This is a genomic window from Sediminispirochaeta bajacaliforniensis DSM 16054, from assembly GCF_000378205.1.
GTDB classification, from domain to species: Bacteria; Spirochaetota; Spirochaetia; order DSM-16054; family Sediminispirochaetaceae; genus Sediminispirochaeta; species Sediminispirochaeta bajacaliforniensis.
In genome coordinates, this window is record NZ_KB899417.1 from 104,970 (window position 1) to 128,731 (window position 23,762).

The 23,762-nt window shown below is 49.8% G+C and carries 21 protein-coding genes and 6 tRNA genes; 1 reads left to right on the plus strand and 26 read right to left on the minus strand.

All coding sequences use genetic code 11. The features are described from left to right. The 11 genes from F459_RS0112505 to F459_RS0112560 all read right to left on the minus strand — a co-directional run bounded on the left by F459_RS0112505 (position 1) and on the right by F459_RS0112560 (position 9,375). Positions 1 to 1,077: an ABC transporter ATP-binding protein gene (locus F459_RS0112505; protein ID WP_020613065.1), complete on the minus strand. Its 1,077-nt coding sequence runs from the start codon at positions 1,075 to 1,077 to the stop codon at positions 1 to 3. Then, positions 1,077 to 1,880: an ABC transporter permease gene (locus F459_RS0112510; RefSeq protein WP_020613066.1), complete on the minus strand. Its 804-nt coding sequence runs from the start codon at positions 1,878 to 1,880 to the stop codon at positions 1,077 to 1,079. Before F459_RS0112510 ends, F459_RS0112505 begins: the two co-directional genes overlap by 1 nt. Then, positions 1,873 to 2,709, minus strand: coding sequence for an ABC transporter permease (locus F459_RS0112515; protein WP_026295020.1), 837 nt, complete (start codon positions 2,707 to 2,709; stop codon positions 1,873 to 1,875). The genes F459_RS0112510 and F459_RS0112515 overlap by 8 nt, the downstream gene beginning before the upstream one ends. A 94-nt stretch (positions 2,710 to 2,803) precedes the next feature. Beyond that, positions 2,804 to 3,865 (minus strand): ABC transporter substrate-binding protein, encoded by a 1,062-nt coding sequence (locus F459_RS0112520; protein ID WP_020613068.1) that lies wholly within the window; start codon positions 3,863 to 3,865, stop codon positions 2,804 to 2,806. Positions 3,866 to 3,931: 66 nt separating this feature from the next. After that, on the minus strand, positions 3,932 to 4,099 hold the full coding sequence (locus tag F459_RS23950) for a hypothetical protein (RefSeq protein WP_020613069.1): 168 nt from the start codon (positions 4,097 to 4,099) through the stop codon (positions 3,932 to 3,934). A 27-nt stretch (positions 4,100 to 4,126) separates the two neighbouring features. Continuing rightward, positions 4,127 to 4,486 (minus strand): GntR family transcriptional regulator, encoded by a 360-nt coding sequence (locus tag F459_RS22285; RefSeq protein WP_020613070.1) that lies wholly within the window; start codon positions 4,484 to 4,486, stop codon positions 4,127 to 4,129. A gap of 108 nt (positions 4,487 to 4,594) precedes the next feature. Further along, positions 4,595 to 5,506: an ABC transporter permease gene (locus tag F459_RS0112535; RefSeq protein ID WP_020613071.1), complete on the minus strand. Its 912-nt coding sequence runs from the start codon at positions 5,504 to 5,506 to the stop codon at positions 4,595 to 4,597. Then, the gene (locus F459_RS0112540) at positions 5,503 to 6,567 is read right to left on the minus strand and encodes an ABC transporter permease (protein ID WP_020613072.1); all 1,065 of its coding nucleotides are present in this window, start codon (positions 6,565 to 6,567) and stop codon (positions 5,503 to 5,505) included. Before F459_RS0112540 ends, F459_RS0112535 begins: the two co-directional genes overlap by 4 nt. Beyond that, the gene (locus F459_RS0112545) at positions 6,557 to 8,074 is read right to left on the minus strand and encodes an ABC transporter ATP-binding protein (protein WP_020613073.1); all 1,518 of its coding nucleotides are present in this window, start codon (positions 8,072 to 8,074) and stop codon (positions 6,557 to 6,559) included. The genes F459_RS0112540 and F459_RS0112545 overlap by 11 nt, the downstream gene beginning before the upstream one ends. A gap of 66 nt (positions 8,075 to 8,140) precedes the next feature. After that, entirely contained in the window at positions 8,141 to 9,154 is a 1,014-nt protein-coding gene (locus F459_RS0112550) for a BMP family protein (RefSeq protein WP_020613074.1), read from the minus strand. Positions 9,155 to 9,290: 136 nt separating this feature from the next. Then, a tRNA-Leu gene (locus tag F459_RS0112560) sits at positions 9,291 to 9,375 on the minus strand. Positions 9,376 to 9,485: 110 nt separating this feature from the next. Between F459_RS0112560 and F459_RS0112565 the strand changes: the two genes are divergently transcribed. After that, a complete protein-coding gene (locus F459_RS0112565; RefSeq protein WP_245540170.1) occupies positions 9,486 to 10,052 on the plus strand; it encodes a DNA-deoxyinosine glycosylase in 567 nt (188 codons plus the stop codon). Between the two features lie 25 nt (positions 10,053 to 10,077). On the opposite strand, the gene pepF is transcribed toward F459_RS0112565, so the two are convergent. The 15 genes from pepF to F459_RS0112640 all read right to left on the minus strand — a co-directional run bounded on the left by pepF (position 10,078) and on the right by F459_RS0112640 (position 23,699). Continuing rightward, positions 10,078 to 11,883 (minus strand): oligoendopeptidase F, encoded by a 1,806-nt coding sequence (pepF, locus tag F459_RS0112570; protein ID WP_020613076.1) that lies wholly within the window; start codon positions 11,881 to 11,883, stop codon positions 10,078 to 10,080. 10 nt (positions 11,884 to 11,893) lie between these two features. Then, positions 11,894 to 12,493, minus strand: a complete 600-nt coding sequence (gene rdgB, locus F459_RS0112575) for an RdgB/HAM1 family non-canonical purine NTP pyrophosphatase (protein WP_020613077.1) — start codon at positions 12,491 to 12,493, stop codon at positions 11,894 to 11,896. Positions 12,494 to 12,544: 51 nt separating this feature from the next. After that, entirely contained in the window at positions 12,545 to 13,450 is a 906-nt protein-coding gene (locus F459_RS0112580; protein ID WP_020613078.1) for a hypothetical protein, read from the minus strand. 95 nt (positions 13,451 to 13,545) lie between these two features. Next, positions 13,546 to 14,526 (minus strand): DHH family phosphoesterase, encoded by a 981-nt coding sequence (locus F459_RS0112585; RefSeq protein WP_020613079.1) that lies wholly within the window; start codon positions 14,524 to 14,526, stop codon positions 13,546 to 13,548. A 78-nt stretch (positions 14,527 to 14,604) separates the two neighbouring features. After that, positions 14,605 to 15,024, minus strand: a complete 420-nt coding sequence (locus tag F459_RS0112590) for a hypothetical protein (protein WP_020613080.1) — start codon at positions 15,022 to 15,024, stop codon at positions 14,605 to 14,607. A 90-nt stretch (positions 15,025 to 15,114) separates the two neighbouring features. Then, a complete protein-coding gene (gene lon / locus F459_RS0112595) occupies positions 15,115 to 17,523 on the minus strand; it encodes an endopeptidase La (RefSeq protein WP_020613081.1) in 2,409 nt (802 codons plus the stop codon). Further along, entirely contained in the window at positions 17,520 to 18,761 is a 1,242-nt protein-coding gene (gene clpX, locus F459_RS0112600; protein WP_020613082.1) for an ATP-dependent Clp protease ATP-binding subunit ClpX, read from the minus strand. The genes lon and clpX overlap by 4 nt, the downstream gene beginning before the upstream one ends. Further along, entirely contained in the window at positions 18,742 to 19,359 is a 618-nt protein-coding gene (gene clpP / locus F459_RS0112605; protein WP_020613083.1) for an ATP-dependent Clp endopeptidase proteolytic subunit ClpP, read from the minus strand. Before clpP ends, clpX begins: the two co-directional genes overlap by 20 nt. A 34-nt stretch (positions 19,360 to 19,393) precedes the next feature. Next, entirely contained in the window at positions 19,394 to 20,758 is a 1,365-nt protein-coding gene (gene tig, locus F459_RS0112610) for a trigger factor (RefSeq protein ID WP_020613084.1), read from the minus strand. 122 nt (positions 20,759 to 20,880) lie between these two features. Beyond that, positions 20,881 to 20,952: transfer RNA gene (locus F459_RS0112615), tRNA-Gly, on the minus strand. A 26-nt stretch (positions 20,953 to 20,978) separates the two neighbouring features. Further along, positions 20,979 to 21,060, minus strand: a tRNA-Leu gene (locus F459_RS0112620). Positions 21,061 to 21,107: 47 nt separating this feature from the next. Then, a tRNA-Lys gene (locus tag F459_RS0112625) sits at positions 21,108 to 21,180 on the minus strand. Positions 21,181 to 21,196: 16 nt separating this feature from the next. Then, positions 21,197 to 21,270: transfer RNA gene (locus tag F459_RS0112630), tRNA-Arg, on the minus strand. A gap of 11 nt (positions 21,271 to 21,281) precedes the next feature. Then, a tRNA-His gene (locus F459_RS0112635) sits at positions 21,282 to 21,353 on the minus strand. 138 nt (positions 21,354 to 21,491) lie between these two features. After that, a complete protein-coding gene (locus tag F459_RS0112640) occupies positions 21,492 to 23,699 on the minus strand; it encodes an AAA family ATPase (protein ID WP_020613085.1) in 2,208 nt (735 codons plus the stop codon). Positions 23,700 to 23,762: the final 63 nt, after the last annotated feature.

The window sequence follows — 23,762 nt, forward strand, 5'->3', positions numbered from 1 at the left end:
CTATTCCTTTTCCCTTTCTAAGATCAAGGTGCTTTCCGGTTCCCATGAGAGAAAGATCGAGTCCCCGGCAACGAATTTTCGCTGTCCTGCAGAGATGTTCTGCTGCTGTACCTTGATCTCCTGCCCAAGGGCCCTGATCCTAAAAATCGAGAGATTTCCGGCATACGTAATGAATTCAATCTTCCCTCTGATTGCCTGATGCTCTTCCCTATCCGAGATCGTGATCTTTTCAGGGCGCACCGATACCGTGCAGTGTGTGCCGTCTTCCAGAAATTCATCGCAACGGAAAGGTAGATATTGCATTTCGTCCATCATGAGCCGATATCCATTATTTCCTTCGCACTTTACGACCCCTGAAAAAAAGTTTGCCTGGCCGAGGAAATCTGCGACGAAGCTGTTTTTGGGATGTTCATACACAGTATCCGGTGTATCAAGCTGGACAATCTTTCCCTTTTCCATAACGGCAATATAATCGGACAAGGTTAAAGCCTCTTCCTGGTCGTGGGTCACAAAGATAGTCGTGATTCCAACCTCTTTCTGGATTTGACGAAGTTCAACCTGCATTTCGACCCGTAGTTTTTTATCGAGAGCCGAAAGGCTTTCGTCGAGAAGGAGCAGGCTCGGCCTGATCACCAGTGCCCTGGCAAGGGCAACCCGTTGCTGCTGACCGCCCGAAAGCTGTTTCGGCTTCCGTTTCTCATATCCGGTCAACCGAACCATTTCCAGGGCTTCTGCAACCTTCTTTTTTATCTCTCTATGATTGTGGTTCCTCTGTTCCAGACCATAAGAGACGTTTTGTTCCACGCTCATATGGGGAAACAGGGCGTAGCTTTGGAAAACCATGCCGATATTACGCTTAAAGGTGGGGATTCCATTTATGATAGTGCCATTTAAACGGATGCTGCCTCCCTCCGGCTTTTCGAACCCCGCTATCAACCTCAGGGTTGTTGTTTTTCCGCAGCCGGATGGGCCCAATAGGGATAGAAAGGATCCTTCCTCGATATCAAAACCAATGTTATCCAGCACGGTCGTTCTGTCGTAGATCTTACTCAGCTCTCGCACTTCCAAATATGCCATCATGCATCTCCCTTGTCACTTTTGAAAAGTGCCCTGATTGATGATCTCATCACCGCCGCCGTGACTGCGATTAAACTCAGCGAAGCGAGCAGGATGATGGTTGCCACCGCGTTCATCTCCGGTGTGAAGCCGAACTTTATCGAAGAATAGATCTCCATCGGCAGGGTCGTGGTACCCGTGGGAATCAGAAAATAGGAAATAACAAAATTATCAAAAGAGATCATAAAGGATAGAAAACCGCCGGAAAGCATGGCGGGCAGCATCATCGGAAGGGTGACCCGATAAAAGGTCGTCCAATCGCTGGCTCCGAGGCTGCTCGATGCTTCCTGGGTTTCTTTTCCCATATCCCGGACACGGGCAATAATGACCAGTGCCGAGTAGGGGAGAGAAATAATCAAGTGTCCTATCAAGAGGAGAACAAAATTCCTGTCCAAGCCTAAACTTCGCAAAAGCAGCAGAAGGGATAGCCCCATGATCAGCCACGGCATCGTAAGCGGCAGCATAACCAGAGACTGCATGGCCGTTCGTGTCTTCCTTCCTGCAAGGTTCGTTCCAAGGGCCAGGGATGTGGCAAGAATTACCGACAGTACGGCCGTAACGGCTCCGATCCAAAGACTATTGATGGTTGCCTGAACAATTTTCTCATTCCCTGCCAGGGCCTTGTACCATTTGAGGGAAAACTCTATGGGAAGGGCGTTGTATTGTGACGTATTGAAAGACATCACCATGAGGACGACGATCGGCGTGTAAAGAAAGAGTAGGAGCAGGCCTGTGTATATCCATCCGAACAGTTTCTTAGCCATCGATACGCACCCTCCGATTTCGCAGGGCGGAGAGAATCCCCATTGAGGCAAGTACCATCACAAGGAGAAGAAAGGCTATCGCCGAGCCGAAGTTCCAGCCGTAAATTTCAAAAAACTGGTCTTCGATGACCGTACCTATGACCGATCCTTGTGTACCTCCCAAAATTCTCGGCTCGACGAAGCTGCCCAAACAGGGGACGAATACCAAAATGGCGCCGCTTATGATGCCCGTTTCGGTGAGGGGGAGAATAACGCGGCGAAAGGTCGTAATGGGTCGTGCTCCGAGACTGCGTGATGCCTCCAGCAGGGAATCATCTATCTTTTCCAGGGTCATGTAGATGGTGATAATCATATAGGGGCAGAATATATGGACCAGCCCGATAATGACCGCCGTCTGTGTAAAGAGGATACCCAATCCCTCTCCCGAGCTAAGATGCACATGCTGCAATGCGATATCAAGTATTCCGCCGTCCCGGAGAAGATTCATCCAGGAATAAGCACGAATCAGTTGACTCGACCAGAAGGGGATAATGATGAGCATGAGAATGATGTTTTTTCCCTTTGCAATGAGCTTTGCCAGAATAAAGGCCATAGGATAGGCAATCAACAGGCTGATCACCGTAACCAGAAGGCTCATTCTCATGGTTTTGAGGGTTAGTTTGAGATAGAATGATTTACTGAAAAATCTGGCATAGTTTGCCAGGCCTACAAATCCGCTGCCGTCGTCGCCCTGGAAGCTGTATGCGAACATGATAAACAGCGGTACAACGGCAAAGCTGATGAGCATGAAGGCCGACGGGCTTAATAAAAAGATTGTTTTCTTTTCCATGATACTACTCTGAAGAAAGATCCATGGCGGAACACTAGTAAAGGACCAAAGAGCCCGGCTCCCAAAAGAATCCGGGCTCACCATAACAAGACTATTACTTGGCCTTGACCTCCTGCCACAGCTCATTCCACTCGGTCTTTGTGCTGTTGTCCCGGTAGGCGATGAAGAAGAGCTTATTGATCGCATCTTCTCCAAGATTGTTCTCCTTCACAAACTGCGGATCCAACTCCTCTGCAACTCGCTGATTGACAGGTGCCGGGCCTCCGCTGGTAACCCATGCCTTCTGAAACGCCTCTCCGATCATGTAGTTGATGAATGCATAGGCCATATCCTTGTGGGGGGCATCTTTCACGATCGCCCAGTTGTCGACCCAGCCGATGGCCCCTTCTTTGGGAATCACGTATTCGATAGGTTCTCCGTTGAGCTTCATGGCAGCTGCCTGACCGCTCCACATCATGCCGACGGCGATCTGCTTGTTTGCAAAGAGCTTTGAGAATTCATCACCCGTCTTCCAGTATGTTCTGTTCAGGGGCTTTTGTGCGATAAGTTTTGCCTTGATCGCCTCTAAGTCGGAGGGATGATTTGGGTCCTGGCCGAGGATGATTGCGGCAGTCATGACAGCATCGTTGTAATCGTCCCGAAAGGCAATCTTTCCTGCGTAATTCTGGTCCCAGAGCACCGAGATGGTATCAACCTTTTCCTGTATCATATCGCTGTTGTAGGCAATGGCCGTAGAACCCCATACCCAAGGAACCGCATAGAGCTTCCCGTTTTTGGAATTCTCAGGGAGTTGTCTGAACTTTGCAAACACATCGTCATAGTTGTCCAGTTTTGATGTGTCTATCGCTTCGATGAGCCCTTCGTTGATCGCCATGGGAAGGACCGAGGCGTTTGGCAGAACCACATCGAATTTTCCCATTCCCCCTGTTCGAAGTTTTGTAAGGAGTTCTTCTTCTGATGCCATATATTCGTGTACGATTTTACAACCATAGGACTCTTCAAAATGCCGAATAACCTCTTCACTGTTGGATCCGTAATCCTTCCAGTTCACGACGACAAGAACATTTTCATCTTTTGATGTCTCCTGGCTTCCTGCGGCATAAAGCGAAAAAGAAACCAACACCAACATCAATACGGCAACCCATTTTGCTTTCATCTACCTCTCCTTTTGTTTTTCCGCATGTGTTACATGCAGATGAATTTCCATACAAGCTTCAACGGCTTATTGAAAAAACCTCATTTCGATTCTGGCCGGGTGTATCCTGTAAACCTCCCGCATCACACGATATAATGATGATGAGCCGAAATCGTAGAGATCGATATCGGGAAATTGAGTCAGGGAGATGAGTGAGGTGTCGATGGTCAGATAGTGATTGCCGAAGTCGTCCATTGTGTCTCTTGCCCTGATTAATCGTAATCATTTTGCCACCTTTCCACAATGTTCAATCTCATGAGTGAGAACGATTGATGTCGGCTTTTTGCCAAGAGATGTGACATAATCGGTAAAACCGTTGAAATCCCAGATGCTGTGGGTGACCTCCCGAATGCTGACAAAAGAGCCTTGCCCTCGAATTTCCCTTACAAGTCCTTCCTGTACTAATTCGGATAAAGCGCGCCGTATCGTTTGCCGGGTCACATCGTACAGGGAGGCAAGCCGCGGCTCAGAGGGCAGAGGTCCACCATCCTCATACTTCACCTTGAAGATCGCATCTTTCAGGATTTGTTTCAACTGCAGATATAATGGTATCCCGCTGTTTTTTTCTGACACTGTTTTCATGTTGTTTGCTTGTGTGTACAAGTTTTATTGTATAGGTATTTTTTCTACGGGTCAAAGACAATCAAGAACGGCAGAATCACAAGATGTGATCTGCCGTTCTTGAACGATTTAGTTTTCTTTGATGTATGAGACACCGAGTTTCGCAGGGACGTTGAATTGCTTTCGACTTATGGTAAGTATGATCGTCAGGATGTAGGGAAGGGCGATGAACACCTCATTCGGTAGAAAGCCTCCTCCGGAGGATTGCATATAAATTGCAATAGATTCGGCGACACCGAAGATAAGTGCCCCTATAATTGCGCCGATGGGATTCCAGTTTCCGAGGAAACAGATGGCAAATGCAATCCAGCCCCGTCCTCCTATAATACCTTCGGTATACATTCCCAGATAGACAACAGAGTAGAAGGAGCCTGCTATTCCGCCAAGCACTCCGGCAATCAGGATGACGAGCATACGTACTTTTTCTACACTGATACCTACAACATCAACGGCAACGGGATTCTCGCCGACTGAGCGGATGACCAATCCCGCCGCGGTCTTAAATAAGATGAAATAGGCAGTAAGGGCTAAAAGAAAGGCAACATAGGTGAGTATGCTTTGGTCGAAAAGAAGCCCTCCAATAACCGGTATTTTCGACAAAAGCGGAATAGGTAACTTTTCCAGCGGTTCAATAGTCAGCGGTAGCAATGGGACCCCAAAAATGACACGATGAAAAAAAGCGACGATTCCCGCTATGAAAATATTAAGCGCTGTTCCCGTTACGATTTGATGCTGCTTGAGAATGATAGTGATCCATCCGTAGATAAGTGCAACGCACAAACCTAAAAGGGCCGCAAGAAAAAAGCCCGTCAGATAGCTTCCTGTTGTGTAGACACCGACAAAGCCGCCCCAGGCTCCGATGAGAAAAATCCCCTCCACAGCTATAATCATTACCCCGGCGCGTTCCGCGATAACCTCGGCAGTGGCACCAATCAAAAGAGGGGTACTCATCAAAAGTGCACGTGCTATGATGTTGATCATCGGTTTACTCCGGTTTTCAATTTTGCAATATCCCGACGAAGTTCCAGCTTCTTTCTTACCCAGAAGGATAATAAGACGAATATCATGACGAAGCCTTCCATGATGCCAATGATACTAGAAGGGATGCCGGAGGTTTGTCCGAGAATCGATCCTCCTACCTTCAGGGCCCCGAAGAGGATTGCGCCGAAAATGATGCCGATTGGGTGGGCGTTTGCCAGAATGGCTATGCCGATTCCCTCCGACCCTATCGTGGTATTAAAATCTTGCACCAGCATATGCTGAACCCCGTTTACCTCGGTGAATCCGGCCATCCCTGCAAGTGCGCCACTTATGAGGAATGCAATGATATAAATCCTACCTGATTCTATGCCTGCGTAGCCGGCGGCTACGGGATTCAATCCTACAACACGGATCCGGAATCCTATCGTTGTTTTGTAAAGAAACCACCAGCAGAAGATGGCGACCAGGATTGCTATGATGAAACCTGCATGAAGCCTTGTTCCTGGGATGATTGTCGGAATAAAAAGTGTATCCGCAATTGGGTTTGTCTGCGGATATTCATGCTTTGTTTCTATCAGTACGGTTCTGAGCAGATAGTTCATCAAAGCAAGGGCGACATAGACGGACATCATACTGACCAGAAAATCGTTGGCATTAAATCGGGCTTTTACAAAACCGACAAAGCCTCCCCATATGCCCCCCGCAAGAGCCGTTACGATAAGAATGAGAACCAGAGAAAAAATCCCCGGTAACCTCGGCCCTATCAGCAGTGAAGCGGCAACCGATGTAAGGGCTCCTATATAAAATTGTCCCTGGGCCCCAATATTGTAGAGGTTTGCCTTAAAGGTAAAGGCGAAGGCAAGAGCAGTGAAAATAAGAGGAGTAGCTTTTACAAAGATATCGGCGAAGGTATATCCGTCCCGTACCAGAAACGAAAAAAGGCGTCCGTAGACTGAGAATGGATTTGCCCCTAGGAAAAGCATGAGCAGCCCGCTTACAAATAGTCCGAGGAAAACAGAAAGGAAGGAAGATACGATCAGATCTCGCATTTTAGGGTTCATGTTGTTCCTCCTCTGTGATACCGGCCATAAGCAGCCCCACTTCCTCGATTGAGGCATCCTTTCGGTCCATGGTTTTCAGCAGCTTCCCATTGTAGATGACAGCTATTCTGTCGGAAAGGGCGAAGATTTCCGACAACTCCGTCGAAATCAGTAGAATACTCTTTCCCTTGTCCCGTTCTGCAAGAATCGTCTTATGCACATAATCGATTGCACCAAGATCGAGTCCCCGTGTCGGTTGATCGAAGATGATAAGCTTTCTGCCGATATCGACCTCCCGTGCAACAACCACCTTCTGCTGATTTCCGCCGGAAAGTCCCTTCATCTGCTCTTCCCGACCTGACGTTTTTATTGAATAATCGCTGATTGCTTTGTCGGCATAGTCGTTAAATCTTTTCCGATCGATAACGATACCTTTGGCCGCGACCCTGTCAAAGCTGCTTTTGAGGAACATATTCTCCCCTAAGGACATATCCAGAACAAGACCGACGGCATGCCTGTCTGCATGTACGTATCCAATCCCTTTCTTTATTCGTTCCCGCACGGTAAGATGGCAGATACTCTCTCCGTCGATCCTGATATCACCCGAGTCCGCAGCCAATGCGCCGATGATGGCATCTCCGAGCTCTTGTTGGCCGTTTCCGCTCACTCCTGCGATGCCCAGAATTTCACCTTTTCCGATGGTAAAACCGATATTGTCCAGAGCCCTGTGTCTTCGATGATCTGTGACTGTAAGCCCATCCACCTCAAAACCAGTGCCCGAGTGTGAGCGTCTGCGGTTTTCCAAAGGAAAAATTTCCTTCCCAACCATGAGTGACGACAGTTCATGCTCATTGGTACCGTTCTTTTCCAAATCCCCCAGCACCGCTCCATTACGCATGACAACGACCCTGTCTGCTACTTTCATGACTTCGTTCATTTTATGGGTGATAAATACGGCGGCATTCCCCTTTTCCACAAACTGCCTTACAAACTGCATTAGATTATCGGCTTCCTGGGGTGTCAAAACCGCCGTGGGTTCATCCATAATCAGGAGCTCAACATCCTGATAGAGGGCCTTTAGGATTTCGACTTTTTGTTGCAGCCCGACCGGAAGGTCCTTTACATAGCTGTCGGGATCGACATCAAAGCCGTAATGTTCGGCAAGGGCGACAATGCGCTGCCGTAAGTCCTGGATATTAAGGATCCCGTGAAGACTTCCCATTACGATGTTTTCCGTAACGGTATGGGGAGGTACAAGTGCAAAATGCTGCTGGATCATACCGATTTTTTTCCCCATGGCATCGCGTGGAGACGTTATATCCGTTTTTCGACCATTAATGAAAATTTCTCCCTCTTCTGCTTGATAAAGGCCATAGAGAATTTTCATTATCGTGCTTTTTCCGGCACCATTTTCACCTAACAGTGCCAAGACTTCCCCTTTATGAATCGAGAAAGAAACATTATTGTTGGCAACCACTTTTGCAAAATATTTGCTGATCCCTCTTAACTCTACAAATGGTGTATCCATATATTTTCCCTGTGGGGCCTAAAAAAGGTCACCGGCGACAGCCGGTGACCTGGTCGATAGCTTATGCTAAAATGAACCGGAGAACATCGATTCAAAGTCGACGTTCCCTGCTATTGCGGCTTTTGTGGCATCGTCCACTGCCGTTTTTATTTCCTTCGGGATACTTTTCCCATAATAGGGAACAAAAATGCCTTCGGCCAATCCTGCTTTGTTTACCTTACCGCCTTCAAGTTTTCCGGCCAGATAGTTTCCAACGGCCCATTTGTAGAAAGTGGCGAAATCAAATCCGATACTTGCCAGAACGGTATCAGGTGCAACATCGTTCTGGTTGCTGGAGAATCCGATGAACATGGCTCCCTTTTCTTTTGCCGCCTGAATGGCGCCGAGACCTACTTGGTTTGCATAGAAGAAAAGAACATCGGCGCCGTTGTCGATCATCGTTTCGGCCATCTGCTTTCCAAGAGCAAGGTCACTCCAGGAGTTTGCATACGCTCGTACCGCTTCGATGCTCTTTCCCCGCTTTTCCTGAGCATACTGCTTTGCCGTGGCTTCGTATACATCGAGCAAGTCTATCATGGCTTTGTTTGGGAAACCGCCGACCGTTGCAATCTTTCCCGTTTCGGTAAGATAACCGGCAATGATACCAGCAAGATAGCTTGCCTCGTATTCTTTGGGAAAAATAGGAGCAGCGTTTTCCGATTTTGCCATTAAACCATTCACGACACAAAAGGTTGTGTTTGGATACATGGGAGCGATTTTATTGGCAGCCTCGTCGAATTGGGTACCTGCGGCCATAATGAGGTCGTATTCCCGTTCGGCATAGTTTCTGAACGTCGATTCGTAATCACCGGCAGGGACATTTTCGATGTATTCCATATTGGTGCCCAGCTCTTTGTTACAGGCGACAAGCCCCGCATAGTTTGTCGCATTCCAACTTTGATCGTTAATGGGACCGGGAAGTATCAGGACGATTTTGTAGTCGGCGGGCTTGCTTTTTTCCCCCGAAGCCTCCTGGGTCCCCCCTGCAAACAATATCCCCCCCGAAAGGAGGATGGCTAAAAAGGCACTAATTTTTCTCATATGGCCTCCTGTTGTAAAATGTTGCATAATTATCATCCCAAAAAATGCCCTTGTCAAATTTAAAGAAATCAAATTTCAAACCATGGATTTTACAACAAAAAAAGCCGATCGAAACGAATTCGATCGGCTTTTCGTCTGCTGCAGAGAAGACTTGAACTTCCACGGAGTCAACCTCCACTAGCCCCTCAAGCTAGCGTGTCTACCAATTCCACCACTGCAGCGTGTAACGTGGGAGAAGATACAACAAGTTGGGTCCATCTGTCAATAGATTTTGCTGTTTTCTTCCGGCGAATGGCTTTTGCTTTCTTGTATCAGAGGATAGGCTATGGGCATGCACCATGAGATCCGACTGGATGACATTGCGAGCGGTAAGATTGTCGCCAAGGGGTTTCCCCCGATCATCGGCGATACGCCCAGAGTTCTCATCCTGGGGAGTATGCCGAGCCTTGAAAGTCTGCGAACGAACCGCTACTACGGAAATCCCCGGAACCATTTCTGGCCTCTGATCTTTGCAATCTACGGCGAAGTGCTTCCCGATTCATATGATTCACGGACAGCCTTCCTCAGGGAGCATCATATCGCCCTTTGGGATGTGCTTGCCTCGTGCCGGCGAAAGGGAAGTCTTGATTCGGCTATTCGGGAAGAGGCGTACAATGATCTGCTTGGCCTGCTGTTCAGCTGTCCAACCATTACAAGCGTCTGCTTCAACGGACGAAAGGCCGAAACAAGTTGGCTCCGCTATAGCAAACTGAAAGGCGTAGCTGCGGAAAGGCTTCGACCGCTGCACTATCTTGTACTCCCTTCATCAAGCCCCATTCCGACGGGCTTGATGAAGAGCATGGAGGATAAACTGCCGCGCTGGTCGCAGCTACGGCTCTTGTCCTCTTCCGCACCCTGAGCAGGGCACGGAAGGATCTGGCCGCTTACACCTGCTTTTCGAGACGCTCGAGGATTACTTGAAAGCGACTCAAGGCTTGGCGTACCGGTTCGGGGGATGCCATGTCCACCCCTGCATTTTGAAGCGATTCGATTGGATAATAGCGCCCGCCGCTTTTCAGAAAGGAGAGGTAGCGCTTCCGTTCTGTTTCCCCGCCCGACAAGACCATATCGGAGAGGGCCATTGATGCAGCAAGCCCAGTGGCGTACTTGTAAACGTAGAAGGCCCGATAGAAGTGTGGGATGCGGAGCCCTTCAAGGTCGCTTTCCTCGATGAAGACGAAGTCCGGACCGAAATAGTCGCTCAAGAGCCCTCGGTATATATGCCGAAATTGGTCGAGGCTTAGCGGCTTTCCGCTTTCCACCCGCTGATGCACCAAAAATTCGAATTCAGCGAACATGGTTTGCCGAAAGAGGGTGGCTACTATGTCGTCCGCTTGTTTTGCCGCTATGTAACCAACCATCTGACTGTTTTCTGCATGCTCGGTCAGGTAGTGGGCCAAGAGCTGCTCGTTAAAGGTTGATGCCACCTCTGCTTCGAAGATGGTGTATTGATAGTGAGCGAAGGGATTGTTGGCCGCCGAATACCAGGAGTGCATGGAATGCCCTCCCTCATGGGCTATGATGAAGAGGTCCCTAAGCACCTCCCGTTTGTAATTGAGAAGGATATAGGGATCTCCCGCATATGACCCGGCGGAAAAGGCCCCAGAGCGCTTTCCTCTATTCTCATAGCGGTCGACCCATCCCCCGAGAAGTCCCTTTTTAATGGTGGTGCAATACTCCTCGCCAAGGGGACTAAGGGCATGTGTAACGGTCTCGACGGCCCTTTCATAGGGGTAATCCGTTTTGATATTGCCGATGATCGGGGTATAGACATCCCAGTGGGCCAATTCCCGGAGGCCCAGGGCCTTTCTTTTGAGCGCGTAATAGCGGTGGAGGAGGGGAAGGTTTTCTCTGACCGTTGCAAGCAAATTATCGTAGACCGCTTCGGGTACCTGGTCGGGAAATAAAGCCTTTTCCCTGGCCGAACCGTAGCCTTTCACCCTGGCAAGATAGATGTCTTGCTGAATGCTGCCTTCATAGAGGGTTGCCAGTGTGTTTTTATGCTGATTATATACCGAATAGAACTGACGATAGGCCTGTTCCCTGATTGTTCTGTCGGGGTCTATAAGAAATGAACCAAAGGTGGATTGGCTGAGAGGTTTTTCCCCTTGCTCGGTTTCTATAGTTCCGAAATCGAAGTCGACATCACAGAGGTTGGAGAAGGCCCGGCTAGGGGTCTGCCGGACCTCGGCCTGCATTGCAAGCAGCCGCTCTTCCGGCTCCGAGAGGGTATGTTCCCGAAATCGAAGAATCTTTTCAAGGGCGATTTTATAATCGGCAAAATCATCGAGCTCAAGCCAGGCGGAGATCTTTTCCTGATCGATTGTCAGCAGCTCAGGCGTAAAAAAGCTTGTTTCCGCAGCAAATCGGGTTGCCAGGGCCATGTAACGGGAAAAGCGCTCCTGATGTCCGCTGTTTCCCGCATCTTCGCAGGTCCTCAGATGGGCCCAGTAGCCAAGCCGTTCGTCAAGAAGCTCGAGCTCGGTGATGGTATCGAGGTAGCGCTTCAGTTGTTCCGGGCCCGTTCCGAGGCTTCCCTTAAAAGATTGCAGGGTGGAGAGCCCTGCTTCCAATTTTGCATAGGCATCATCCCAGCCCTTCTGGTCCGAGAAAAGGGAAGAGAGATCCCACTGGTCGGTCTCAGGTATCGCGGACCGCTCTGGTATCGTATTGCGTTGTTCACTGCTCATAAAGGTCTCCTTATGTGTTGTTTCGTAATGAATCCAAAATGGCGGCCATTCGCACCCCTGCACGGCCCCGATGACTGATCCTGTTCTTTTCATCGTCGGAGAGCTGTGCCGCCGTTTTCCCGTATTCGGGAAGGAAAAAGATCGGGTCGTAGCCAAACCCTCCCTCACCGGAAGGCGCTTCTGCTATCTCTCCCGGAAAAATTTCCTGAACGGTAAAAATCCTTTCCTCTCCAACGATCAGTGCCATGCAGCAGACAAAAAAGCCGCGCCGTTCCTGCATCCCTTGCATTTTCTGAAGGAGGTAGTTGTTGCGCTCAGCGGCTTCCATGTTCGCTTCTCCCGGACGGCTTCCATATCTGGCCGAGTAGATTCCGGGTTCTCCTCCCAGGGCCGGTACCACCAATCCCGAATCATCGGCAATAACGGGTTTTTTCAGCTGAGTAAAAAGGGCTTGAGCCTTCCCCAGTGCGTTTTCCATAAAACTTGAACCGATCTCTTCGTGTTCAAAACGAATTCCCGCCTCTGCCGGAAGTTTGAGCTGCCAGCCGGCTAAGATAGCCGAAAGTTCCCTTACCTTGTGCATATTATTGGTTGCCACAAAAATATTCATGAGCAAACAGTAACGCAGCGGGAGCTTTTGTGCAAGAAAGTGGATCCTGCCTCATGCGGCGCTGGACTCACCATCACTTTCATCGTCGACCGAAAAGAAATTCTCAAACGAACAGTGAAGGTAGTGAATGGCGGAACCCACGGTCCCTTTGGGAATGCCTATCACCTCGGCAATCTCCGACTGGGTAGGGTGCCAGTGCTTGTTTCGTAGCTGAACATCCAGTTTTCGAATACGCTCTTGTTGGTGTACAATCGCTTCCCGTAAGGACGTTCGTTCTGCCGGATCGTTACATTCCCACAGCTTTATTTCCAGTTCGATCATTTTTGCGAAGGCGCTGTTTCTTCGCTCTTTAAGCTGATGATACCGGCTTTTCCGTTTTTCGATGCATGCCCGCAATTGGGTGACCATATCAACTAACGTATCTACACTCTTTCCCGTTATTTCGGATAGCTTCCCGATGAGGGGATCGTCGAGCATCTCCGCCTCCCGCAAGGCCAGCAATAGTATTTTCTTGGGGGATGTCGTTTTTCTGATGGAGCCGTCGTAGTCGTTCGTTTCCTCAATAAAAAAAGCGTTTTGATTCGTATATTCGGCAGCAAACCATTCACGTTTGAGGTCGTTCTCAAAGGAGGCGTAATGATAGCATCGGCACAGGAGCTCCCTCTGCCGTTTCCTCGCCACCCGGCAGCGGATTGCTTTGCAACGCAAGGTTATTGTTTTGGACAGATAATGTTCCAGGGGGTGACCTTTGTACTGGAATTTTTGAAGCATTGCCGGAATTTTGTCGAAGACCTGCTCAACGAAGGCGGTCATACATGCATCTTGGTCCCTAAACATACGACATGCTATCTCGTAGCAGTAGATTTCGGTTTCGTTCTTCAATGTGTTCCAGGGAACCATGCCTTTCTGATGAAGAAGATACAATTCGGTTAAGGTTTTGTGCTCATCTTTTTTCATTACGACTCCTTTTGGGTTTTTTTGAGGCATTATGCAAAAAGTGTTCCAAAAAAGAAGGCGTTTACATGTAAATTATGAAAGTTCCTTAACGAATCTTAAGAATACATTGTTTCGATAACTGACAAAAGCTTACGTTCCAGCTGATCCCTTTGTTCTTTACTGCGAAAACTTGCCGCATGCTTGTGGCCCCCTCCGCCGAACTGCTGGGCGACTGCACCGACATCCAGCACAAGATTCGATCGAAGTCCGACGGAGATTTCCCCGGGCTCCTCATCGCGGAAGAATAGAACGGCATCAACCCCGGCAACGGCCTGAAGTTGCCCGTATATGGTGTCGGAATCTCTTTCACCAAAGCCAAGTTCCTTTTCATCGTCGACGGTAAGGTAGCTTGTGAGAACCTTGCCCCCGATATGAGGCTGAGCCCTGTCAAGCACTCTTCCTATCAACTTCTTCGAAACAAGGCTTCTGTTCCCGTACATCGTTTGATATGCATCCTTGGGAACGGCTCCATAGCGGCAGAGTCTGGACGCGACGCTGAAGATTTCCTCGCCGCCATGTGTTACATGTCTGAAGAAACCGGTATCGGTTGCAAGGCCGAAAAGCAGCAGCCGGGCTTCCTCGCTAGTGGGAATTCCCCCGAGCCCTTCAATCAGAAGAAGTGTCAAATAGGTTACCGAAGGAGCTCCCGGGTCGATGCAGGATGCAGCGCTACCTACCGGATCACCACCGGAGGCATGGTGATCAAGGACCAAGGTCGGCAGTCCCGAGATCTCTTTTGCAAGATAGCCGATCCTGTCGATGCTTGAACAATCAACGATTACGGCTGCCCGTTTCGAACCTTTTTCCATTGGCGGCACATGATCGGCAACCCTATCTGCAAGGTCGTTGATTTCTGCCCTTCGAAAAGGGCCCGATGAGAGGGCCCTGGCCCGTTTCCCCGATCTATTCAAAAATGATGCCAAAGCAATCTGACTTCCGAGACAATCCCCATCCGGATCTTCATGACCGATAATCAGAAATTCGTCAAAACTTTGGAAAACCAAGAGGAAAGGGTCCGGTATGGATCCTATCGGCATAGATACTCCTTATACATAAAAAACCGCCCCGGGGGGCGGTTCACGGCCGACTTGACCGTAGGCCATACATCTGGAGACTTAGAACTCCAGACTAAGCGTTTCCACATTGAAGTTGCTATCGATATCCCCTAGAGTACTGGCGTCTCCCCACGAGGTATCGTTCAAATCCTTTTTAAGATAGAGTCGTATGTGATCAAATTGGCCGTCTTTCCAGAAAATGGAAAAGTAGGGGTATGCAGGGTCGTTTCCCAATACCAATTCCGCTTTCGGGATTTCGCCGCTTTGACCGGCGACGGCAAACCAAGCCTGCGGGATATAAAGAACCTTGAACTGAAAGTCGTTCGTCATGTAAACGACACGATAACCAAGCCTGTGGTTATAGACCTTGGAAATGGAAACGGTCTTGACGAAATATGGGGATTCTTCAGCCGCCACAGACGACAGAGCTACAATTGTTAATAGTGCGGCGAGAAGGGTAATGGTTATGGCTTTTTTCAAGACACTTCCTCCTTGTAGACAATCCTGGTATAGAGTATATCGTTTCCGAACGATGAAAATCAAGCAAAAAAGCTTCTTAGAGGTCGGTAATTAGTCGTTCGGGAATAAAAAGCGAAGAGCGTCTCCGATCGTGGCGACATAGACCAATTCGATTTTCGACTTTACTTCTCTTGGCAGCTCGCCTCCGTCCTTTCTGTTGTCTTCAGGAAGCAAAATTGTAGTCATCCCGTTCCTTCGTGCGGCCAGACTCTTCTCTTTTAAACCGCCGATTGCAAGAATTCTCCCTGTTAGGGTTATCTCTCCGGTCATGGCTATATGCCGTTCAACGATGCGGCCGGTTAAGGCCGAAAGAATTGCCGTGGTTATAGTGATGCCTGCCGATGGACCGTCTTTAGGAATGGCCCCCTGCGGAACATGAACATGGATATCCTGTTCCTTGAGTGCAGAAGGTTCGACCCCGAACTCATGAGCGCAGGAGCTGATGAAACTGAGGGCTATTCTGGCGCTTTCTTTCATGACATCCCCGAGGTTGCCTGTTAGGATGAGTTTGCCGTCTCCCGGAAGCAGGGCAACCTCGACCGGTAGCAGCTTTCCTCCCAACTCGGTCCATGCCAGGCCGTTGATAAGTCCGGGTCTCCCATTTCGATAGAGAAGATCGTTTTCAAAGCGGGGAACGCCAAGATAACGCTCCACAGTTTTGGGAGTGATGATAGCCGAGAAGGCCTTTGTTTCCGATTGCTGCAGAGCCTCTTTGGGTTCTGTATCATCGTCCGGCTTCTGGAGCCGGGGGAGCAGGACCCCCTTGCTGAGTCCTTCCCGAGCCGTTTTCCTGATGATAGAGGCGATTTCCCGCTCAAGGTTCCTCACCCCTGATTCCATGGTATAGTTTCGAATGATGGTGGTAAGGGCCTCTTTTCGAAAGCTTATCGAATCGGACGGCAGGCCGTTTTCTTTGAGCTGCTTGGGGATAATAAAGTCCTTGGCAATTCTCACTTTCTCGTAGTCCGTATATCCGGGTATTTCGATGACTTCCATTCGATCCCGCAGGGGGAGGGGAATGGTGTGGACACTGTTCGCGGTGGTGATAAACATGACCCGGGAAAGGTCGTAGGGAACCTCAAGGTAATGATCAACAAAGGTTCCGTTCTGTTCCGGGTCGAGTACTTCAAGAAGGGCCGATGCCGGATCTCCCCGAAAATCACTGCTCATTTTGTCGATCTCATCAAGGAGGAAAACAGGATTGACGGCCTGTGCCTTTTTCATCGACTGGATGATTTTACCGGGAAGGGCCCCTACATATGTTTTGCGGTGGCCCCGAATTTCCGCCTCATCCCTGATTCCGCCGAGGCTGATTCGTACGAACTTTCGTCCAAGGGCCCTGGCTACGGATCTGCCTAAGCTGGTCTTTCCTGTACCGGGAGGTCCCACAAAACAGATGATAGGTCCTTTCCCTTTTCCCTGCAGTTGTCTGACCGCAAGAAAATCGAGGACACGTTCTTTTGCCCTTTTCAGATCATAGTGGTCCTCATCCAGGATCTTTTGCGCCAGGTCGATATCGTGGTTATCTTCACTTGCCTCACTCCATGGGAGATCCGCTATCCATTCGAGGTAGGTTCGTAAAACCCCCGACTCGGGACTCATGGGCTGAAGCCGCGCAAGTCTCGCAAGCTCCTTATCCGCTTTTTCCCACACCTCTGTTGGCATTTCCCTTGCTTCGATACGCTTTCGAAGCTCCTTTGAACCAGAACCGTCATCGTCCTCTTTTCCGAGTTCTTTGTTGATCTGTTTCAGCTGCTCATTGAGAAAGTATTCCCGCTGATTTTTTTCAAGCCGTTGTTTGACCCTGGAATTGATCTTGTTTTGAAGCTCCAGCATCTCGTTTTCGGCCTCGAGGGTCACGGCAAGCAGTTCAAGCCGTTCATTGGGATGATCTTTCTCAATGATCTCCACCTTTTTCTCGGGCGCAATCTGCACATTTGCACAGATCAGATCGACAAGTTTATCGGGATATTCTGCCTTTTCGACGGCAGCAAGGATCTCCGGACCGATTTTTTTCTGATGTTTTGTGTAGCGTCTGAATGCGTCTCGTGCCGCCGCCATGAGGGGGACACTCTCCTTACCAACTTCCCTGGCATCGATAATCGGCTCAACCTGAACGCGGTGGTACTCCTTTTTCTTTAAAAATCGTACCACCTTTCCTCGCTCCATTCCCTCTGCCAGTACCCTGAGGGTACCATCGGGCAGTTTCAGCATCTGAAGGATTTTGCTTATGCTTCCGGCTTCAAAAACGTCGTCTTCCGTGGGTGCCTCAATGTCCCGTCGTTGGCAGGCAAGAAAAACCATTCGATCATTTCCCATGGCCGCTTCAATGGCGCTGATAGTCTCGGCCCTTCCTGCAAAGAAGGGAACCACCATGTGGGGAAAAACAACGAGCTCCCTCAGCGGGACCAGAGGGAGCTCCTTTTTACCATTTTTCAGGCTCAAATCTTTCAGCTTCATGCACTTTTCTTGTCTAGTATAATCTCCGGAGTTTCCGACTTTTCGATTACGTCGCGGGTGACAACGACCTGCTTAGCTCCTTCGATGGAGGGAATTTCGTACATAATATCAAGCATGACATTCTCAACAATGGCCCGCAATCCTCTTGCGCCGGTCTTCTGCTCAAGCGCTTTTTCCGCGATGGCCTCCACTGCACCTGGCTGGAACACAAGATTGACCTCATCCAGCTTCAGGCTCGCCTGATACTGGCGCAGAATGGAATTCTTCGGTTCTGAAACGATCCTCGTCAGGTCCTCTTTCGAGAGATCGGAAAGTGTCACATGAATGGGCAAACGGCCGATGAACTCCGGTATGAGTCCGAATTTCACCAAATCATCGGGATGGAGTTTGCTGTAAAGAGCGGAGAGGTCCTTCTCACTGCTTGCCATAACATTGGCACCGAAACCGAGGGGATGCTGGGCAACCCGCTGTTCAATGATTCTGTCGAGGCCGACAAAGGCGCCTCCCACAATAAAAAGGATATTTGTGGTATCGATCCGTATCATTTCCTGATTCGGATGCTTTCTTCCCCCCTGGGGCGGGACGGAAGCTATGGTCCCTTCGATGATTTTCAACAGGGCCTGCTGCACCCCTTCTCCCGATACGTCACGGGTGATGGATACATTTTCACCCTTTCGGCTGATTTTATCTATCTCGTCGATATAGATGATTCCCCGTTCGGCGGCGGCAATATTATTACCGGCTGCCTGTATCAGCTTCAGGAGGATATTTTCCACATCTTCGCCAACATATCCCGCTTCGGTGAGCGTAGTGGCGTCGGCAATTGCAAAGGGAACCTTTAATTTCCTGGCAAGGGTTTTTGCAAGGAGGGTTTTACCCGTTCCCGTGGGACCAAGCAAAAGGACATTGGCTTTTTCGATTTCGATATCGTCTTCTATCTTTCCACGCTGCGCGATTCGCTTGTAGTGGTTATAGACAGCAACAGACAGGACCTTCTTTGCGGTCTCCTGACCGACAACGTATTCGTCCAGGTATTTATGAATTTCCTGGGGAGTGGGAACATCTTCGAGAAAATCGCTCGAAACAACCTCATCCTCATCATTTAAAATACGCATGCAGACATGAACACATTCATCACAAATGAATACCCCGGGGCCTGCAATCAATCGTCTGGCATGCTCGCTGCTTTTTCCGCAGAAGGAACACACCTTATTGGATTCATTTTTGTTTTTCGCCATTTTTCTCCCTCACGAGAACTTTATCGATAATCCCGTACGCCACAGCCTCTTCGGCCGATAAAAAGTAATCACGTTCCAAGTCTCGTGCAATAACTTCTTCGCCTTTTCCCGTATGCTGGGAAAAGTAACGTATGGTCAGCTGTTTAAGGCGAACAATTTCCTTTGCCTGGATACCGATATCAACCGCCTGGCCCTGAGCGCCTCCCCAGGGCTGGTGGATCAGAATTCTTGAAGAGGGAAGTGCGAAGCGCTTTCCCGCACTTCCGCAGGTAAGCATAAGGGCAGCCATGCTTGCCGCCTGTCCCATACAAATGGTCTGTACATCGGGCTTGATGTATTGGATGGTGTCATAGATTGCGAGACCTGCCGTTACACTTCCTCCTGGAGAATTAATGTAAAGGCTGATGTCCCGCTCCGGATCAAGAGATTCAAGAAAAAGCAGCTGAGCCACCACAAGGTCCGCGGTTGCATCATTAATTTCTCCATCAAGGAAAACAATCCTATCTTTCAGAAGCCGGGAAAAAATATCGTAACTTCGCTCTCCGACTCCCGTTTGCTCAACAACATACGGCACAAGGTTGTTCATCTGTTCCTTCATTCCTGCTCCCCTCATCTGTGAACCTTTATCCAACTTACTGTTTATCCTGCATGAAGTCCAGATAATCGGCCTTTTTCCCCGTCTTTATCTTGTTTTTCTCTATCAAGAGGTCAAACCCCTTTCTATTGCGCAGATCGTTCTTTACCATTTCCATAAGGCCATTCTTCTCGAAGGCCTCTTTCAGCTCATCGAACTCCTGTCCGTTCTCTTCCGCCTGTTTTCGGATCTCGGCTTCTACTTCATCATCGGTAACTTCCGGCGATTCCTTTTCTATTATTTTTTCCATCAAAAGCTGAACCTTTAGGCTCCGTTCTGCCTGGGGTTTCCATTCCTCAAAAACGGTTTCCTTGCTTTTCCCCTGAATTTGAAGAAATTGTACCAGCTGCTCTTCAGGCATCCTTGATTGCTGGACAAAACGTTGCCATGAGTTTTCCAATTCCGCGGTAAGCATGGAAGCGGGAACAGCAAGCTCCGATCCTTCGATGATCTTGTCGAAGATCGCTTCACTTTTTACTTCACGAAACTTCTTTTCGAGGCTTTCTTCCAGTTGCCTGCGAATATCTTTTCGAAGATCGGCGAGGGTTTCGTATTTGTCGCTTACATCCTGCGCCAGCTCATCGTCAAGTTCCGGAACCTGTTTTTCTTTTATTGCCGTAACGAGGACCTTAAGCTTGACACTTTTACCGGCGAGTTCTTTGTAGTCGTAATCCTCGGGGAAGCTCTTCTCGATCAGCTTTTCCTCATTCTTGGCCATCCCGATGATATCGTCATCGAATTTATAGAGGTTGTATTCAGTTCCGACGGTGAAAACGAAGTCTTCCCTGCGGCTTTCGTCCTTTTCTTTTCCCTCTTCGTCCAGTTCGACGTAGTTGACGGTTACGATGTCGTCTTTCGCAGCCTTGGCTCCTTCCGCTTTTTCGACGACCATGGAGTTCTGCTCCTGGATCTTCTCGAGTTCGCGGTCTTCATCTTTTTTCGTTACCTTTACTTCGGGGACCTCAATTTCAAAACCCTCGTAGCTGCCCAGCTTTACATCGGGGTAAACATCATAGACAACGGCAAAGGTAAAATCTTCTCCGTCTTCGATTTTTCCGAGTTCTTTTTCGTCCGCTAATTCAGGCTGAGAGTAGGGAAGGGGTTTTTCCTCAATTTCCTCAAAAACCTGCTTCAGACTTTCCTCGATCAGTTTTACGGTTGCTTCTTCTCTGATCCCTTCGCCGTATTTCTGCTCGAGTATCTTTGCCGGTGCTTTTCCTTTTCGGAACCCGCGAATCTGAGCATGTTTTGCGTAATTGGCAAGAAGATCCTGATACTGTTTTTTTGCCGCATCTTTTTCCACGGTGACCGTAAGCTTTACCGCAGAGTTTTCAAGATGCTGCACTTCTTTATTTGCGATCATTCCCTAACCTCTCTATCGTCGTATTTGTTGAATATACACAAAATCCCTCTTTTAGCAAACCGCCACGGGAGGGAGGAATAAAAAAAGGCGACCCGGAATGGCTCCAGATCGCCTTGGAAAAGAGCGAGAGACGGGAATTGAACCCGCGACATCCACCTTGGCAAGGTGGAGCTCTACCGCTGAGCTACTCTCGCCGGAAATTGATTCTTGCCCCTTTCTTTGCGAGAGAAGGGACTTGAACCCTTACGCCTTTCGGCACCAGATCCTAAGTCTGGCGTGTCTGCCAATTTCACCACTCTCGCAGTGATTAACACGAAACGCCCTTCTTCGTCAAGAGCACATTTCGAATTGAGCCGTGAAGGGATCGAACCTTCGACCCGCAGATTAAGAGTCTGCTGCTCTCCCAGCTGAGCTAACGGCCCAATGATTAAACTGTAATACGTCCGGCAGGATTCGAACCTGCGACCTACGGATTCGAAGTCCGGCGCTCTATCCAGCTGAGCTACGGACGCATATCGCGTAGGGTGGGTAACGGGATTTGAACCCGCAACAACCAGAACCACAATCTGGCGCTCTACCGTTGAACTATACCCACCGTGAATTGTGCAGGAGGAAATCTGCATCATTTCACGCTTTTTGTCAATACCGCTCAACGTTTCGGTCAGACAAGATCCGATTGGTGGGAACATCATAAATGATTTGGAGAAAATGTCAACCCGCCGACGCTTCTGTTTTACCTGTGGAATTTCAAAAGTGCGAGCTTTCTTCGCCAGGGAATGGGATGACCTGCGAGAATCGTTGTAAGACGTTTTTCCGTTTCCCTGATGTCCGCCAAATTCAGTTGGGAGATGCATGCTCCGTATCCGCCTTCGGTGGATGGGGAAAGCCAGCGTTTGAGTTCTCTGCTTCCTATGGTGCGCTCCTCCTCAAGGGGAAAAAAGCGGGGGGTGTCGACCTGAAAACCCGCCGCAGCGGCATGGTCCGTGAGACTCTTCTCATCCCAGGAGGTTGCATCATTCGTCCCTGTTTCATATATGCTCTCTTCCGCCTTTTCCAAAAGTTCGATCAGCGATCGTTCTTGAGGTGCGATGCTTACAACGGCATCGGAGAGTCTCATTCCGTATTTGGGAATGGTCTCGGCGACGACGAATCGGCCTTTCGGCTTTAGGACGGAAAAGATGGTTTCCATTTCCCTGGGATGCTCACTTTCCGGGAGCCTGAGAAAGTGGTTTCTTCCTATCACCACCTCAAAGGAGATCTCCTCCGGAATCCCTTTCCTCAGCGGCTCGGATCCCGCGATAAAAAGCGAGGGACGACCGGGATCGTCCAGGGTGGATGCATAGCCTTCCAGCCGTTGGAGCGCCTCCCGACTCCTGAGCGCTCCCCAAACCCCGCCTTCGGGGCTCTTTCTGCACGCCTCCCAGAGCAGCAATCCGTCGTCGGCCCGAAGGTCGAGGACCAGTTCATGACGAGCCGGTTTTGCTTCGTCGAAGATAGCCTTTCTGAGCATCATAAGGTTTTCCGAGGCATTGTCGGCCAGGCGTGCAAGCCATCGTGCCTCTTTCCCGCCGGGTTTACCGAAGCTGAGAATTTCGCCGGGATCCTCCATCTGGCCCAAAGCCAGCTGTGCCTCCCGTCTTCTGGTCACCTGGTCTCTGACCCGCTCCTCATAGCCTTGAGACGATGGGCGGTAGAAGAGGCGGCCTCGCATCTGCTCGGGGAGATAGTGCTGGGCAACCCAGTGGTCCCGATACGCATGGGGATAGAGGTAGCCTTCGCCGTGGCCGAAACCCTCCTTGTCGCGGTTGGCGTCCCGAAGATGGTTCGGCACCTCGCTTTTGGTATCCTCTTCCACCGCCTTAAGGGCATCGAAAAAGGCGAGGGAACTGTTCGATTTTGGAGCGGTGGCAAGGTAGAGCACCGCGTGGGTGAGGTGGAATCGTCCCTCCGGCATGCCGACCCTGTCGAAGGCTGCGGCCGCCGACTCTACCACACCGAGGGCATGGGGATCGGCAAGGCCGATATCTTCACAGGCGCTGATCAGCATCCTTCGGAAGATAAACCTCGGATCCTCACCGGCCCGGACCATTCGTGCCATCCAGTAGAGGGCCGCGTCGGGATCGCTGCCCCGAATCGATTTTATAAAGGCACTTGCCACATCGAAATGATAATCACCGTCTTTGTCATAGAGTACCACCTTTTGCTGGATGCTCTCTTCGGCCGCATTGGTGGAAACGAAGAGCTCCGTTCCCTCCGGCGGCGGGAAAGAATCGACACTGGTCTCCACCGCAAGCTCCAAGGCTCCAAGCAGGCTTCGGGCATCCCCTGAAGCCACAGCAATGAGGTGCTCCAGGGCACCCTCCTCGAAACGTACCATCCACTTGCCGTATCCCCTTTCCCGGTCGTTAAGGGCCTGGTGGGCCACCGCATACAAATCATCTTTACGCAAGGGCTTGAGCTGAAAGATTCGACTACGACTGACCAGGGCCGGATTGACCTCGAAAAAGGGGTTTTCCGTGGTTGCGCCGATGAGAATCACCGTACCGTTTTCCACCCAGGGAAGCAGAGCATCCTGCTGTGCCTTGTTCCACCTGTGTACCTCGTCCACGAAAAGGATGGTCCGCTTGTCGTAAAGTTCTTTGCGTTCTTTTGCCGAGGAGATAGATTGACGAAGCTCTTTTACCCCGGAGAGTACGGCGTTCAGGGTATCGAAGGCGCTTTTCGTCGTTCCTGCGATTACCCGTGCCAAGGCGGTCTTTCCACAGCCCGGAGGTCCGTAGAAGATGAGACTGGAGAGCCTGTCCGCCTGAATGACCCGTCTCAGAAGCCTGCCGGGACCGACGATGTGAGACTGCCCGATGTATTCGTCGAGGTTTCGGGGACTCATCCGGTAGGCGAGGGGGGCTTTTTCGTTCGATTCGGCAGCACTGAAAAGTTCCATGGCCAGGAGTATACACAATTGAACCCCTTTTTTACAGAATACTTACCAATGCTTGATCAATTT

What these genes read in the sequence shown, in the direction of transcription:
- lon (WP_020613081.1), bottom strand. Translation starts at nt 17,523, where the DNA reads ATGAAGCTGAAAGATTTGAGCCTGAAAAATGGTAAAAAGGAGCTCCCT.
- F459_RS0112520 (WP_020613068.1), bottom strand. Translation starts at nt 3,865, where the DNA reads ATGAAAGCAAAATGGGTTGCCGTATTGATGTTGGTGTTGGTTTCTTTT.
- F459_RS0112580 (WP_020613078.1), bottom strand. Translation starts at nt 13,450, where the DNA reads ATGAAAAAAGATGAGCACAAAACCTTAACCGAATTGTATCTTCTTCAT.
- rdgB (WP_020613077.1), bottom strand. Translation starts at nt 12,493, where the DNA reads ATGAATATTTTTGTGGCAACCAATAATATGCACAAGGTAAGGGAACTT.
- tig (WP_020613084.1), bottom strand. Translation starts at nt 20,758, where the DNA reads ATGATCGCAAATAAAGAAGTGCAGCATCTTGAAAACTCTGCGGTAAAG.
- F459_RS0112535 (WP_020613071.1), bottom strand. Translation starts at nt 5,506, where the DNA reads ATGATCAACATCATAGCACGTGCACTTTTGATGAGTACCCCTCTTTTG.
- F459_RS0112540 (WP_020613072.1), bottom strand. Translation starts at nt 6,567, where the DNA reads ATGAACCCTAAAATGCGAGATCTGATCGTATCTTCCTTCCTTTCTGTT.
- F459_RS0112640 (WP_020613085.1), bottom strand. Translation starts at nt 23,699, where the DNA reads ATGGAACTTTTCAGTGCTGCCGAATCGAACGAAAAAGCCCCCCTCGCC.
- clpX (WP_020613082.1), bottom strand. Translation starts at nt 18,761, where the DNA reads ATGGCGAAAAACAAAAATGAATCCAATAAGGTGTGTTCCTTCTGCGGA.
- F459_RS0112550 (WP_020613074.1), bottom strand. Translation starts at nt 9,154, where the DNA reads ATGAGAAAAATTAGTGCCTTTTTAGCCATCCTCCTTTCGGGGGGGATA.
- F459_RS0112545 (WP_020613073.1), bottom strand. Translation starts at nt 8,074, where the DNA reads ATGGATACACCATTTGTAGAGTTAAGAGGGATCAGCAAATATTTTGCA.
- F459_RS0112515 (WP_026295020.1), bottom strand. Translation starts at nt 2,709, where the DNA reads ATGGAAAAGAAAACAATCTTTTTATTAAGCCCGTCGGCCTTCATGCTC.
- F459_RS0112510 (WP_020613066.1), bottom strand. Translation starts at nt 1,880, where the DNA reads ATGGCTAAGAAACTGTTCGGATGGATATACACAGGCCTGCTCCTACTC.
- F459_RS0112565 (WP_245540170.1), top strand. Translation starts at nt 9,486, where the DNA reads ATGCACCATGAGATCCGACTGGATGACATTGCGAGCGGTAAGATTGTC.
- pepF (WP_020613076.1), bottom strand. Translation starts at nt 11,883, where the DNA reads ATGAGCAGTGAACAACGCAATACGATACCAGAGCGGTCCGCGATACCT.
- F459_RS22285 (WP_020613070.1), bottom strand. Translation starts at nt 4,486, where the DNA reads ATGAAAACAGTGTCAGAAAAAAACAGCGGGATACCATTATATCTGCAG.
- F459_RS23950 (WP_020613069.1), bottom strand. Translation starts at nt 4,099, where the DNA reads ATGGACGACTTCGGCAATCACTATCTGACCATCGACACCTCACTCATC.
- clpP (WP_020613083.1), bottom strand. Translation starts at nt 19,359, where the DNA reads ATGAAGGAACAGATGAACAACCTTGTGCCGTATGTTGTTGAGCAAACG.
- F459_RS0112585 (WP_020613079.1), bottom strand. Translation starts at nt 14,526, where the DNA reads ATGCCGATAGGATCCATACCGGACCCTTTCCTCTTGGTTTTCCAAAGT.
- F459_RS0112505 (WP_020613065.1), bottom strand. Translation starts at nt 1,077, where the DNA reads ATGGCATATTTGGAAGTGCGAGAGCTGAGTAAGATCTACGACAGAACG.